The 13304-nt window shown below is 38.5% G+C and carries 11 protein-coding genes; 3 read left to right on the forward strand and 8 right to left on the reverse strand.

All coding sequences use genetic code 11. The annotated features are described in order from the left end of the window. The first annotated feature begins 7 nt into the window (after positions 1–7). The 3 genes from M0D58_RS01160 to M0D58_RS01170 are packed head-to-tail and all read left to right on the forward strand — an operon-like array spanning position 8 to position 3337. Positions 8–1003, forward strand: coding sequence for an HlyD family secretion protein (locus M0D58_RS01160; protein ID WP_248392888.1), 996 nt, complete (start codon positions 8–10; stop codon positions 1001–1003). 16 nt (positions 1004–1019) lie between these two features. After that, positions 1020–2186 (forward strand): ABC transporter permease, encoded by a 1167-nt coding sequence (locus M0D58_RS01165; protein WP_248392890.1) that lies wholly within the window; start codon positions 1020–1022, stop codon positions 2184–2186. Beyond that, positions 2183–3337, forward strand: coding sequence for an ABC transporter permease (locus M0D58_RS01170; protein WP_248392891.1), 1155 nt, complete (start codon positions 2183–2185; stop codon positions 3335–3337). The genes M0D58_RS01165 and M0D58_RS01170 overlap by 4 nt, the downstream gene beginning before the upstream one ends. A gap of 86 nt (positions 3338–3423) precedes the next feature. On the opposite strand, the gene M0D58_RS01175 is transcribed toward M0D58_RS01170, so the two are convergent. From M0D58_RS01175 to M0D58_RS01210, 8 genes are all read right to left on the reverse strand, one after another. Beyond that, positions 3424–4854: an anion permease gene (locus M0D58_RS01175; protein ID WP_248392892.1), complete on the reverse strand. Its 1431-nt coding sequence runs from the start codon at positions 4852–4854 to the stop codon at positions 3424–3426. Between the two features lie 15 nt (positions 4855–4869). Beyond that, the gene (locus M0D58_RS01180) at positions 4870–6021 is read right to left on the reverse strand and encodes a porin (RefSeq protein ID WP_248392893.1); all 1152 of its coding nucleotides are present in this window, start codon (positions 6019–6021) and stop codon (positions 4870–4872) included. Between the two features lie 33 nt (positions 6022–6054). Next, on the reverse strand, positions 6055–7104 hold the full coding sequence (locus tag M0D58_RS01185; protein WP_248392897.1) for a linear amide C-N hydrolase: 1050 nt from the start codon (positions 7102–7104) through the stop codon (positions 6055–6057). A 349-nt stretch (positions 7105–7453) separates the two neighbouring features. After that, positions 7454–7813 (reverse strand): prevent-host-death protein, encoded by a 360-nt coding sequence (locus M0D58_RS01190; protein WP_248392899.1) that lies wholly within the window; start codon positions 7811–7813, stop codon positions 7454–7456. A 118-nt stretch (positions 7814–7931) separates the two neighbouring features. Then, the gene (locus M0D58_RS01195) at positions 7932–10730 is read right to left on the reverse strand and encodes a hypothetical protein (RefSeq protein ID WP_248392907.1); all 2799 of its coding nucleotides are present in this window, start codon (positions 10728–10730) and stop codon (positions 7932–7934) included. A 6-nt stretch (positions 10731–10736) separates the two neighbouring features. Continuing rightward, a complete protein-coding gene (locus M0D58_RS01200; RefSeq protein WP_248392908.1) occupies positions 10737–11762 on the reverse strand; it encodes a hypothetical protein in 1026 nt (341 codons plus the stop codon). Next, positions 11755–12570 carry a fimbrial biogenesis chaperone gene (locus tag M0D58_RS01205; protein ID WP_248392909.1) on the reverse strand — a complete coding sequence of 272 codons (816 nt, stop codon included), beginning with the start codon at positions 12568–12570 and terminating at the stop codon, positions 11755–11757. Before M0D58_RS01205 ends, M0D58_RS01200 begins: the two co-directional genes overlap by 8 nt. Before the next feature lie 78 nt (positions 12571–12648). Continuing rightward, a complete protein-coding gene (locus tag M0D58_RS01210; protein ID WP_248392910.1) occupies positions 12649–13173 on the reverse strand; it encodes a hypothetical protein in 525 nt (174 codons plus the stop codon). Positions 13174–13304 lie beyond the last annotated feature (131 nt).

The following is a 13304-nucleotide window of genomic DNA, read 5'->3' on the forward strand; positions in this document are numbered from 1 at the left end:
CCAACAGATGAAAAATTTTATAAAAAACTACTGGGCTGTTTTTATTCCGGTTGCTGTACTCGCAGCAGCTCTTATTTACCTCTTGAAAGAAAAATCTGCTGATACGCCTAAAGATGCTGTGATCGGTATGGTGGATGCTGAGTTTATTGATGTTTCAGCTTCTCTTCCGGGGCGTGTTCTGGATATTCCGGTAAAGGAGGGGGAAGACGTGAAAGAAGGACAGACCGTGGCCCAAATGAAAACTTCTGAAATAGAAACCATTCAGTCTCAGGTGGCGGATGCGGTTGAGATTGCACGCAGTCAAATGGATAAAATAGATCGTGGAGTAGAGCCGGAAGTGCTGGCTTCTGCAAAAAACCTTCAGCAGATTGCCCAGCAGCAGATGGATCTGATGTCTAAAACCTACAGCAGGTTTCAGAATCTGTATTCCGAAGGCGTCGTTTCCGGTCAGGAAAGGGACGTCATTTATTTTAAATATAAAGCAGCCCAAAAAGAACTCGAAACCGCAAAGCTTAATGTACAGCTTCTGGAAAGAGGCAGTAACAGGGAAATGAAAAATTCTGCACAGGCTATTCTCAATCAGGCCCAGAAAGCGGAAAAACTTACACAGGAAATTAAAGAAAATGCTTCTATCAAAGCGCCTGTATCCGGCAGAATATCGACCATAGTTTCTAATAAAGGCGAAATGGTAAATGCAGGATATCCCATGATGACCATTCAAAAAGACGATTCATTTTTTGTGAAATTTAATCTCCGTCAGAACCAGATGGCAAAAATTGATAAGGGGAGTATGGTAACGATGAAAATTCCCGGCTGTATTCCGGAAACCGTGAAAGGTAAAGTTTCTGAACTGGCTCCGGCATTAGGGTATGCAGATTGGGTCCCTGAAAAACAGAACGGAGAATTTGAGCTGAGAACTTTCCAGATCAAAGTAAAGCCCGAAAATCCGAAAGCCATAAAAGGGCTTCGCTCGGGAATGACAGCACAGCTTATCTTACCTTAATTTAAACTTTTTAAGCTTGAAAAAAATCAGCATCATCATGGTACGCGAATGGAAACGGATTTTTTCGATTCCTAATTTCTACGTGGTATTGCTAATTATTCCGCCCATTATTTTCCTGTTTTACGGTTTTATTTATCAGAAACAATTTGCCAGGGAACTTCCGATGGCGGTTTGGGACGAAGACAAGTCCTCTGTTTCCAGAACGCTCACGGATATGATGGAGCAGAATGAAAACATCCATTTTACTCATGTTGTTTTCAGCAATGCGGAAATTGAACAACTGATGAAAGAAGGGAAAATTTTCGGAGCCGTTCATTTCCCGAAAAATATGGAAGCGGATGCCAAGAAAAATCATCAGTCGAATATCACATTGTATACCAATGGCGCTTACCTTGTTCCTGCAAAAATGATTTATAAAGGTGCTGCCGAAATCATCATTAAAGGAGGCCTTGCGGTGGTGCTTCAAAAAGCGGAAAAGCAGGGAATGGCAGCTGATAAAGCCAATGCTCTTGTACAGCCTGTTAAACTCAACACAACGGTTCTGTATAATCCGGAATTCAATTATCAGATGTATCTTACCCCGGGGCTAGTTACCGTAGGCTTGCAGATGGCGTTAATTGTCGCTTCCGTTCTTATTCTTAATCTCGAATTTAAAAAAGAAACAATAGACAGTCTGCTGAAAATTTCAGCTTCATCTTCACAGATCATTACCGGAAAGTTACTGGCTCATCTTTGTATAGCCTGGTTATTATTTATCCTCATCAGTTTTGTGGTGTTTCCTGTTTTTGATCTAGGAAAACCGGAGACGGATTTCAGCTTTTTCATATTATATACATTACTGGCTCTTTCATGCATTGGGATCGGAATGATGCTTTCCGCGATTTCAGACAACCTTCTTTTTGTGGTGGATGTAGCACTTTTTTTTACTTCACCGGCATTTGTGTTCAGTGGTTTTACGTTTCCAAGATGGGCAATGCCGTGGTACGATCAGCTGTACGCAGACATCATGCCTTATACACATTTTCTGGATGGTTTCATCAAACTTTATTTTATGGAACTTCCCATTGGATATGCCATTCCGGAGATGGTAAGGCTCCTGGTTTTTATAGGAATTACTTTTCCGGTGGCCATCATATTTTTTCAGAGAAAAATTAACCGGTATCTAAAAAATCATCGGGCATGAAAGATATTTTTAACATAATGAAAAGAGAAGTAAGGAATATTTCTGGAGATTCCAGCCTTTTTCTTATTCTGTTGATTGCTCCGGTTTTATATGCTTTTATGTACGGCAGTATTTACCTGAATAAAGGTGAAGAAAAAGTAAAGCTGGCTCTTATTGATGATGACGGATCTGCGGTTTCAAGATTACTTACCGATCAGCTTAATGTTACGCCTATTATTGAAATTGTTCCGGCTTCCAATATCTCGGAAGCCCAGGAGAAAATGTACCACGGCGAAGTAGAAGGGTATTTTTATATTCAGAAAGATCTTGAAAAATATATTCTTTCCCAAAAACAGGGCAATGTAAATTTAGTCTTAAATGCGTCCCGTTTTCTGCCTTCCAGCGATTTGCTGAGTACCGTAACAAAAGTCTGTCTTACGGTGGGAGCCGGTGTAAGAAAGACCTATTTTAATAAGCAGGGAATGGGTGAAGACGAATCCATGAAAATGACCAATCCCATCAATATGGATTACAGACCTTTATACAATTCGGGGATGACATACGGCTCTTTTCTTTTGCCGGGGTTGCTCGCCATTATTCTTCAGCAGACGTTACTGATTGGTGTTGCTGCAGGTTTTACATCCGAAAGGGAAGAAAAGAAATTGCCGGAGCTTTATAAGATTTCAGGATTCAGTATTTCAAAATTAATCTTCGGGAAAGGAATTCTTTATCTGTGTATTTTTATGATCTTCGGAACTTTTTTTACCATCGTTAATTTTTCAGTGTTTGGCGTTTCGGTAAGGGGAAGCTTTATGGATCTTGCTCTTATTGCGGTTATATTTATTTTTTCCATAATCGTTTTGGGAATGCTGATCGGAAGTTTTTTCAGAAGTAAACTTTTTGCTTTTCAGGTATTGGTATTTTCGTCTTACCCTATATTTTTGATTACGGGGTATTCCATGCCTTATCAATCATTGCCGTCTGCCATTCAGGTAATGTCTGATCTGATTCCCACTTCGCCATTTCTGAAAATATATATATCAATGGTTCAGGCGGGCGGATCACTCAGGGATAATATTGATTCGGTAATACATCTTGTGATTTTGCTTCTCGTACTTCTTATTCTTTTAATTTTAAGGTTGAAATATCTTATAAAGTCCGATAAAAAATAACAGTATTTATTAAATTTAAAAATATATTTAAATATTGATCTGCTTTATTAGAAGGGTTTAATTTAAATTGCTTTAAAACAGACTTATTAATAATATCCTAAAATTTTCATCCAGATTCCGCCAAGTCCCATATAAATAATCAATAAAACAATTCCGATTTCAAGGCCACGCAGCCACCACGATTTCAGATCAACATAACCACTTCCGAAAAACACAGGCGCAGGGCCATGCCCGTAATGCGTAAGTACACCGTAGATAGATCCTAAGAAACCAAGCATCATTGCCAGGAGCATTGGCGGAATTCCTACAGCAATTCCTACCGCCAGTAAAGCGGCATACATGGCGGCAACGTGTGCCGTGGCACTCGCAAAAATATAGTGACTGAAAAAATACACCAGAATAATAACCGGAAAAGCAACAGTCCACGTCATACCTCCGATTTTTTGTTTAATAAGATCACTGAACCATCCGATAAATCCCAGTTCATTTAAGGAACTTGCCATCATCACCAGAACCGCAAACCAGACAATGGTGTCCCATGCTCCTTTTTCAGATTTCACATCTTCCCAGGTAAGAACCGATGTGAGTAACAGTAACGTAAGACCGATGAAAGCTGTTGTTGTAGCATCAATAGACAGGCTTCCTCCAAAAATCCAGAGCGTAAGCAATATGAAAAACGCAAAAAGCATGAGCCATTCATTTTTGCTGATAGGGCCCATTTCTCTCAGTTTTTCGGCGGCCATTTTCGGGGCATCACCTGTTTTTTTCAATTCCGGCGGATAAAGTTTATATAAAACCAAAGGGACGATGAAGAATGCTGCCAATCCTGGAATAAAGCCTGCCGCAGCCCATGACATCCATGTAATATTGACTCCCAGGTTAGCTGCAAATTTCTGACACATCGGATTACTGGCGGTTCCCGTTAAAAACATCGAAGAGGAAATCAGATTCATATAATAACTGTTGAGCGTAAGATATGAACCTAATTTTCTGTGCGTTTCAGGTTTTTCAGGTACTGAATCGAAGCTGGTTGCCATTGATTTCATAATGGGATAAATAATTCCTCCGCCTCTGGCTGTATTGCTGGGAATTGCCGGAGCGAGACAGACATCTGCCAGTCCTAGTCCGTAAGCCAGTCCAAGAGAACTTTTACCGAATATCCGGATAAATAGAAACGCGATACGATTTCCCAGTCCGGTCTTGATAAATCCTCTGGCTATAAAAAAAGATATTCCGATCAGCCATATTACCTTATCTCCAAAACCGGAGAGCGCTTTGGTAATAGATTTTCCCGCATCTCCCGGAGCGATTACCTGCGTAAGTGCAGTAAAACCGATGGCCAGCATACACATCGTGCCCATAGGCGCCGCTTTAAGAATTATTCCTAAAATAGTAGCCGCAAAAATCGCAAAAAGATGCCATGCGTTCTCACTTACACCTTCCGGTACGGGAATGAACCAAAGGATAAGTGCTACTGCAAAAGTAATTGCAACATTTTTGATATTTATTTCTTTCATGATAATTTAAGTTTTTTAGAACCGGCTCTGTACCTGAATGATAAAGAGATTATTATTGTATTGCGTGGTATTTTCCACCTGATATTTATAACGGTCAATCTGCATCCCAATCTGAATTCGGGCTCCGTAATTTTTCAGAAATTCCAGGCCGAACATGGGAGTAATGGTTTGCCTCGGGTTTGAATGAACTCTAAAGCTTCTGTCTAAATATTCGTACCGGCAGGAAAGCTCAAAGGCACTAAGATTTCTGTGGTTGATTTCATAACGGATGTTCGGAAGGAAATAAGCTCCTCTGATCAGGTATTCATCGGGATTCCGGGGTCTTGTTTCAGGATCTTCCACAAAATAAAGAGTATGATTCGTTGCCTGTTTTGCCTCAAGCTGCATATCCAGGCTCCATTTGGAATCAAACTGAATTAACGAGCTGATGTCTATTCCCAATGCATATACTTTTTGTCCAAAAACTTCTCCGATGCCACCGTTTAAGCCCAGGTTCAGATTATATTTTTCTGAGAAACCGAAAACAAGCCTTGTGGAATATTGTTTACCGTTATCATTGTCATTCACCTGGTTTTTACCATTACCGTTCACTACAGAAACGGCATACTGAAAAGGAACTTTACCCAGATTGAGCTGGCCTGTTGCTGAAAGACCAATCTGAAAGCTCGTCCAGCCCAGTCTACCAAATTCGGTATACTGATTGGACCAGTCCAACGATTTAATAATATCGATAGGGTAGGTCTCTTCGATCCCGAACCAGGGTCGGAACTGCCCTACAGTGAATGCCAGCTTAGGATTAAAAGTGTATTTTAAATATGCATTTTCGAGCACTCTCGACTTAGGGTCATTTTTAAAATCCGCAAGATTAACCAGCGCCACAACTTCCGTACGTTTGCTGATCTGGGCACGCATCTGAACTCTCATATATTTGATCATGAAATTATTATCAGTGCCGCTGTGATCAGAATGATGGAGTCCGTTTACATCCACGTCTTTACTCATTCCCACCAGATATCGGGCTTGGAAAAGCCCTTTTACCTGTAGTTGGGGATATTTTATATTTTCCTGTTCCGGTTTGGTGTATAATGAATCCGTTTTTTGAGCGGCAGTTAAACAAAAAAATATGATAAAGAAAGAGGTGGCAGCCTTTTTTGTAAGTAAAGCCATATCGTATTGTATTTGATTAATAAGATATCCGAATTACTTTAACCCTAAAAATGTAAAGGGTTTTGTTTCTTTAAAGCTCGTATTGGCTTTGCCGCTGTATGTCTGAAAATTGCTCAGGTCTAGTTTCATGGTCTTACCTTTTGGGCTGAGATCAAATTCCTTAAGATTTATCCAAAAAGTATTCGGAGTAAAAACGGTTTCGAAATAATACGTCAGATTTTTTTGATCGGAAACGGAACGCCACCTTGTGGAGGAAATATTAGGTTCTGTTTCGGAGGTAATTCCGTACGGAACAGAACAGTTTCGGATGACACTGAATACGCTTGCTACAGCGGTTCTTGTATCCGATGTCTGCGGAATGGCATTGATATAATAGGAAGCTCTTACAAAACGGTCGGCGGCGCGGTTGGTTCCGGGCAGCATTATTGTTCCGGGAATTCCTTTCCAGTAATTGTTTAGCGCAAGCTGCTGATCAAAAACAGGCGAGTTGGTCATTACGGTGTAATCTGAAGAATGGTGAATTACCAGCCTGCCTCCGATATATTCGAAAACGGCGCTGTCTCCGGACGCATCTGAAATGGAAAGATGAACGGTAGTAAAACGTTCTGTTCCGGGAATATAATCGCTTACAATGACGAAGCTTTCTTTTCGCGCAGCTTCCACGGCTTCTTTCACTGTTGCAAAATTATCAAGAAAGTATTGTACCCATAAAGAGATGGCTATTCCTTTCTGCTTTCCTTTTGGATCAAATTTCGGGTACTGTGACTCTCCAAGCCAGAGAAGATTGGCTACAAGTCCGCTTTCATTCATTCCGTCGCAGGAGGCAATATCCCAGGAAGTACTTACTACGCTGCCGTATTTCGACTTCCATTTCATAGAAAGCGGTCCTACTTCACCATTTCTTTCTGTTCCTTTGGGAAGAATCCAGATGTTGGCAGGGATTTCATCTCGCCAATCCATTGATCGGGCAGTGATTACTGTGTTTTCCGGACCTTTGTAAACGATCCTTGTACAGGCTTTGGAATGGGTCCATGCTCCAGCAAAAAGAGCAGCTGACAGCAGACTCAGATAAAATGTTTTCATGATATAGTATTTTGTGTGATGACATTATTTTATACAGTTATAAAATAGTATCCAATTGGTGAAATAAATGTAATGAAATAATTTTACAATCCCTGCACACCTATTGACATAATTTTCCAGATCAAACGATCAAGGAATGATTGGGTAATGTTTTAAAAAGGTTATTGTAAGAATTAATCAGGAACAGGAATTCCTGCATAAAAAATCATGAAAAGTTATTCTTGACGGATGATAAGAATGTTGTATAGAAGTTCAGCCATTGATATTACATTCAGTGACCAAAAAGCAAATTGAAATTCATAAGAAGATTTTTTCCTATGCTTACTGACCAAACTCTATACGTAAGAATTTAATTAAGTTCGTAATTGGAAATAATCATGCTCAACATAAAGTGGATATAATTCTGGTCCGCTTCTTTTCTATTGATCAGTTTATTTTTATAATCATAAGAATTTAGCACTTTTGATAATTGCTGATAGGCATCAAATTTGTCATCTTTGATTTTTACCCTTAGATTTCCATCTCTTCTTTTAATAATTTCATCATCCAGTGTTCTTAGCTTAAAGATAACCTCGCATAATTTCGGATTAAAATTCATTTTACCGGTATATCTTTCAATAATATTTACCTTAAATGTATCAAATTTTATGGTGTTAAAAATAAGATTAGAGCCAGACTCCTGTGTGTTGAGCTCAAGCGTGTAGTTCATAAGTTTAAATTTAGTACAAATGTAATCAGAAGCTGAAAAAATTCAAAATAATTTGATCAACTAATGTACCATTTATATCAATTTTGTTTTTAATTTCAGAAAAGGGTAGGTAGCAAGACTATTGAGTACCGAATTTCTTCACCCGGATTTTCTTTTCTTTCACTTTAATAGTGAACGGACTGAGTTCGGCTATTTTTCCCGGTTCAACATTAAATTCCTGAAGGATATTCTCACAATAAGTATTGGAAGGCAGCGAATTTTCATTCAGTTTTATTTTGTAATTGCCGGATTCTATGAATGATATGATCTCCCCGTTGTCGTCTGATATTGTGTGTCTTACAAGTGTATCATCCTTATAGATGTCGAAAGCAATAGCCGCCAGTTTTGGATCGAATTCAAGTGAGGTTTTGGCATCAAAATCATAAGTTACTTTCCCGTGAACCGTTCCGTTCTGATGCAGCGGAATTTCTAAAGAATGGTTGTGCGTAGTTACATCAAAGGCTGCTTCATCATAATACCACCCCTGCTGAATAACCTGTCGCAAATTATATTTGTTATAAGGAATCGCACGATATTCAATATTTCCATTGTCATCTGTTTTAAATGATATATTGTTAATCATAATAATATATCCTGCAGCTTTTTCGTCTCCGTCATCATAAACATTATTATTATTTCGGTCATAATATACAAAAGCTTTAATATTACTTTTCTTGCCCGGATCGAGGTTATTGCTTCTTAAATTAATCGTAACCCCGGCTTCTATTGTAAAAAGATTATTGGTGAAATTATTAAGGGAATAATTAAACCATGAAGAATTCAGATAGAACCCGTACTGCTCTTTTGAGTATTTCAGATTGACAAATCCTGAAGGGGATTTTCCATAAAGTGTATCTTCTGTGTAAGACAGCCCGGAATTGATGCTCAGCTTTCCATGAAGCATATTGTGGGTAACAAATGCCGAAGCTGAAGATTTTTCATAATTGCTGTTAGTGGTTAATAATTTAGAAAATGCAAATTCTGAAAGGTAATAGCTTCCATACTGGTAAATAAACTGGAAATTAAGCCACTTGTAAGCGTATGTTCCGGTAAATCGCATCTGATATTGATTGGCATCGCTGTCAGGATAATTTACAAGTCCCGTTTCAATACCCAATATGGATGAATGCTTCCTGTCCGGGCTTGACCAGCTTACACGTTCCACCAGCCTTTTCGCGCTCATTTCTTTAAGATCCCTGCTTTGGGCAAGCCCTAAAAAAGAATTATAAGTATTGGAATTTTCATTCTGATACTGAAGGCTTATGCTTAATCCGAAATTTTTTCTTTTAGGGAAATTGAATCCCGTTTCCAGCCTGCTGCTGTTGGTCTCCAGGTTATTATCGAAAAAATAAAATTTAGGAGAAAAATTGGACACCATGAAGTTGGCGTAAATAGATTTGTCGTTAAATAAACTGCTGGAAATATTCTGCTGAATCTGGAATATTCCTCTCTGGTTTCCCGGATAATAGTTGGAGCTGAAAGAATAGTTACCGCTCAGGTTAATTTTATTGATAGTTCCTGAGTATTGTGTTTCTATTGCACCGGATGGTTTTGTAGTATTGATCGTTTCATAAATGCTCATCCCGCTGAATAATTTACCGCTCATTTTCCATTCTTTATTAAAAGCATACTGGAAATCGGTTCCCAAAAGATTATGCTTTACATGTTCGAAAGGATCACTTTTAAAGATATAGGCTGCTGAAATATTTCGGGTTGCATTGCTTGCTCCCAGTATGCCGCGTACATAAAATCCATATCCCAGTTTCAAAAAACGGGTCCTGTCGATAAGGCTGAAACTCTGGTCTATAAACCCGAATTCAAGCTTTTTGTCTTTATCCGCAGAAGTAAAAGCATATTCTGCGCCTCTTCCGTACAGCGAGACTTCAATGATTTTGGTAATGTTTCCGAGGGTAAACTCATTCTGTTCTCTTTTATACGTTATAAAAGTATTGTTCACTACAGGATCTTCCGGCCCGTTGGTTTTGTAGATGTTTCCTCTGATTGAAACATATCCGGAAGGAAGGTTAAAGCCTCCCGAACCAATAACCTGATATAAATACGTTTCCCTCCCCAGATAGCGTAAGCTCGTTGTAATGCTGTTTTTGGTGTAGCTGAGCGTATTGTTGTCTAAAGAGTGATACCGTTGCATGGAAGAGTTATTCTGAATGGAGACCGTACTGTTTCCGAATATTTCTTTATCAGGGTCTCTGAAACCAACGACATTTACACTGAACTGAGGAATTTTAACCATATTAGCGGAAGGTCTGAACCTGTAAATAAACACCGAATCTTTCTGTACCGAGATGCTTCCTTTTTGCTCTGCAAAAAAACTTCCCTGGTCTGTTTCCGGAATTTTAAATACAATAGTAACATTCTGTTTTTTATTGCCTAAATTCGATACCCTCGCTCTTATTTCTATAGAATCGTTCACATTACTCATGTAGATAACAGGAATATCCGTACTAATCGCCATGGAATTGTTTTCTGCAATGGTGTGAGAAAGGGTATGTGTTTTTATAACATTATTCTGTAAGTCTGTAAGGGTAAATTCTATTTTGCTTTCTCCGAAATCGGCATTGCTGTTTACAAGTATTTTCAGGGGCAAAAATAAATTTCCTCCTGCAGATATTTCGATGTCTGAAGCATTTACTGAGATATTTCTGAAACCTTTTGGAACAATAATATTCAGTTTGCCTTTAAAAGGATTTTGAGAATCATTTTTAATTTCAGCAATGGTACTTATAATACGATCCTGTCCTAAATTGGAATCGTTCCGGATTTCCATGGTAATTCCATTACCGGTTTGTGCGGAAACCAGTGCAGAAATGAAGGAAATAAGAAATACAAATAAAATTCTCCGGAATTGGCTTGAAAACATTTTGTTTTATTGAGGTGTTATCTCGTACTGAAGAGTTGCGGTATAATCATCTGATTTTGCGTTGATAAAAATTTCATCATTATGAATGGTAGAATATTTCACATCATAATAAATCATATTTCCCTGCGTAGCATTTCCTTTGGCAACAATTTGTGACGCTGCACTTAATGAGATAGGATACACGTTTATATTGGGTGTCGCTGAAGAAAGTGCCAGTTTTACAGCATCTATCGGAATGGTATTACCATAAGACGAAGTAAACTGAGACTGCAGTGATTTCAGTTTAATCTGATAATTGGTATTGCTTTTCACCATCAAAGCATTGTTGTACGTTACACTTACTCCGTTGGTGTAATCATCCATGGTTTTGAATTCCAGTAACGCATTTTGTGCATTCGGTGCAAAAGTAAGTGACATTTCAGGAATATCCACAGGGGGAGTTCCGGATAATGTACCAATCTGGATTTCAAAGTTATGGTTCATTTTACCGATAACATTGTTGTATTTATCATACATGGTAAATTCTACCGGGGCATAGAATTTCATCCACGCAGGGTATGTACCAAGATAAGCTCCTCCCATTACGGTAAGGCTGAATTTTATCTGCAGGTTATAATATCCGTTCGGCTGTGAAGGCTGATTGTACAGTGGTGCATTAGAATTCGGAACCAGAAATACTTCCTGGCCTTCCTGAAGAATAACATTAAGAGGCATCCCAATCTGCGGAATGGTAGGAACCGGCCCAGGCTCTCCCTGTCCTGAAGAGGCTACAGGATGAAGTGATATTTTGTTTCCCGGAATGGTATAATTACCATCAGTAGATTTTATGGGTTGTTTCAGTTTTGCAGACAGACGCCATGAAGGAATATTAAAATTGCCGTTTCCGCTCAACATGGCGGTGTAAGCATCGGGATTTGTGTTTCCTTCGTAGGAATTTATCTGAATGTAACTATTTACCCAAGAATAATATGAAATTTGTGAATAGCAATATTGACTTAATAACAGTACTAATACTGTGATTATTTTAATCATACGTGAAGTTTAACTCTCCGAGTTCAAGGTTATTATCTCCGTAATCAATCATTACGGAAGCTGTATATTTTCCTTTCGGAAGATCTGCAGGAAGTGAGATCCCCATTTCTCTTTTATTACCGGGTAAGGTATAAAATATGATAGGATCTATGGAAAACTTCTTGCCGTCTTCAATATTTACAAAATCTGCGTATACTTTACCGTCTGTCCAGATATTTCCCTGATTTTCAAAAAAAAGGTTAAGCTGTTTTTTAGTTTTATCAAAGATGAGGTTCTGAATTTCGATTTTTTTAGTCTTCGCTGATGGAATTTTATGAAAGACCTTAATACCGGAGCGGATACTTACTTTGATTTTTGCGCCCTTATTATCCACATCATCTACAGGATTCATCTGGCTTACAAACAAAACAGCGGTGTGTGCCGCCAATGTATCTGTAGGTTTTGTGGGTACGGTAATGGTGACATCTATGTCTTTTCTTTCTCCCGGTGCCAGTGAAAAATAATTATCTTCTTTTTTTACACTGATCCATCCCGCGCAGGAATTTTTCAAGGTACTGGCTGCGTACATAAGATTTTCACCTTTTTCGCTATATTCCCAATCCCCAAGGCTTACCGCAAGATCCAGCGTATTTTTTGTACTTACGTTGGTAATGGTAATGGTTTGTGTGTTACTGTTTCCCGCAGTAGATTCGAAATACAATCTTGGGGGAGACACGGAAACACCTGTTTGTGCGTAATTCAGGGAGAAAAGCAAAACGAATATAAAAAAGTAAATGCGATGATGTATTGTATAGGTCTTGTTCATCATGAAATTTAAGACTAAAACAGCATGAAAAATGCCACAATTTCTTGTAGCATTTTTTATTTTATAAATAGATCTACAATATTATTGTGCAATAATGGTGTAGGTAAGCTCAGTACTGTATACTGTAGGATCCTGTCCTGCGATATAATTGTCAAGGTAAGCATTTCCTCCTGCACCTTTGTATTCAACACTGATTTTTTTGTTTACACCTCCGGCTGCAGATGTTACCAATGTTGTTTCGTTGGCAGAAAGAGTAGTACCTTGTGCATATTGTGCTCCGTTTACAGCTTCTGTACCTGCAGACGCTTTAATCTGGATGGTGTTAGCCTGGATGTTTTTACCACCGTTTTGTAAAGCTGCACTGGCGCTTTTTACTTTTACCTGGAATCCTCCTGTACTGTAGATTGTTAAGTGATCTGGATTATTAGAAGTTACTCCATTCGCATAATCATCTTTCGTTACATAGTCTAAGTTTACAATTTTCTGAGAATTGTTAACTACCAAAGTCTGGATTGGTTTTAATCTTACGTTTAACGTAACAGTTTGTTGTGCTCCTACAGTTATGAACCCTAATAACGCAGCAGAAGCTAGAATACACTTTTTCATAAATTGATTATTGTTTTTTAATTTTTAATTCAAAAATTATGGTGCAAATGTATATACTTCTTTGAGTAGCGTTATTGTGAAAAAAGACTATTTTTTTGTGATTTTTGTCGCTGATAATAAGCAACATAAGA

This window comes from Chryseobacterium nepalense, from assembly GCF_023195755.1.
GTDB lineage: Bacteria > Bacteroidota > Bacteroidia > Flavobacteriales > Weeksellaceae > Chryseobacterium > Chryseobacterium nepalense.

Excerpts from the sequence above, each read along its gene's own strand:
- M0D58_RS01160 (WP_248392888.1), top strand. The coding sequence starts at position 8 with ATGAAAAATTTTATAAAAAACTACTGGGCTGTTTTTATTCCGGTTGCT.
- M0D58_RS01170 (WP_248392891.1), top strand. The coding sequence starts at position 2,183 with ATGAAAGATATTTTTAACATAATGAAAAGAGAAGTAAGGAATATTTCT.
- M0D58_RS01175 (WP_248392892.1), bottom strand. The coding sequence starts at position 4,854 with ATGAAAGAAATAAATATCAAAAATGTTGCAATTACTTTTGCAGTAGCA.
- M0D58_RS01180 (WP_248392893.1), bottom strand. The coding sequence starts at position 6,021 with ATGGCTTTACTTACAAAAAAGGCTGCCACCTCTTTCTTTATCATATTT.
- M0D58_RS01185 (WP_248392897.1), bottom strand. The coding sequence starts at position 7,104 with ATGAAAACATTTTATCTGAGTCTGCTGTCAGCTGCTCTTTTTGCTGGA.
- M0D58_RS01190 (WP_248392899.1), bottom strand. The coding sequence starts at position 7,813 with ATGAACTACACGCTTGAGCTCAACACACAGGAGTCTGGCTCTAATCTT.
- M0D58_RS01195 (WP_248392907.1), bottom strand. The coding sequence starts at position 10,730 with ATGTTTTCAAGCCAATTCCGGAGAATTTTATTTGTATTTCTTATTTCC.
- M0D58_RS01200 (WP_248392908.1), bottom strand. The coding sequence starts at position 11,762 with ATGATTAAAATAATCACAGTATTAGTACTGTTATTAAGTCAATATTGC.
- M0D58_RS01205 (WP_248392909.1), bottom strand. The coding sequence starts at position 12,570 with ATGATGAACAAGACCTATACAATACATCATCGCATTTACTTTTTTATA.
- M0D58_RS01210 (WP_248392910.1), bottom strand. The coding sequence starts at position 13,173 with ATGAAAAAGTGTATTCTAGCTTCTGCTGCGTTATTAGGGTTCATAACT.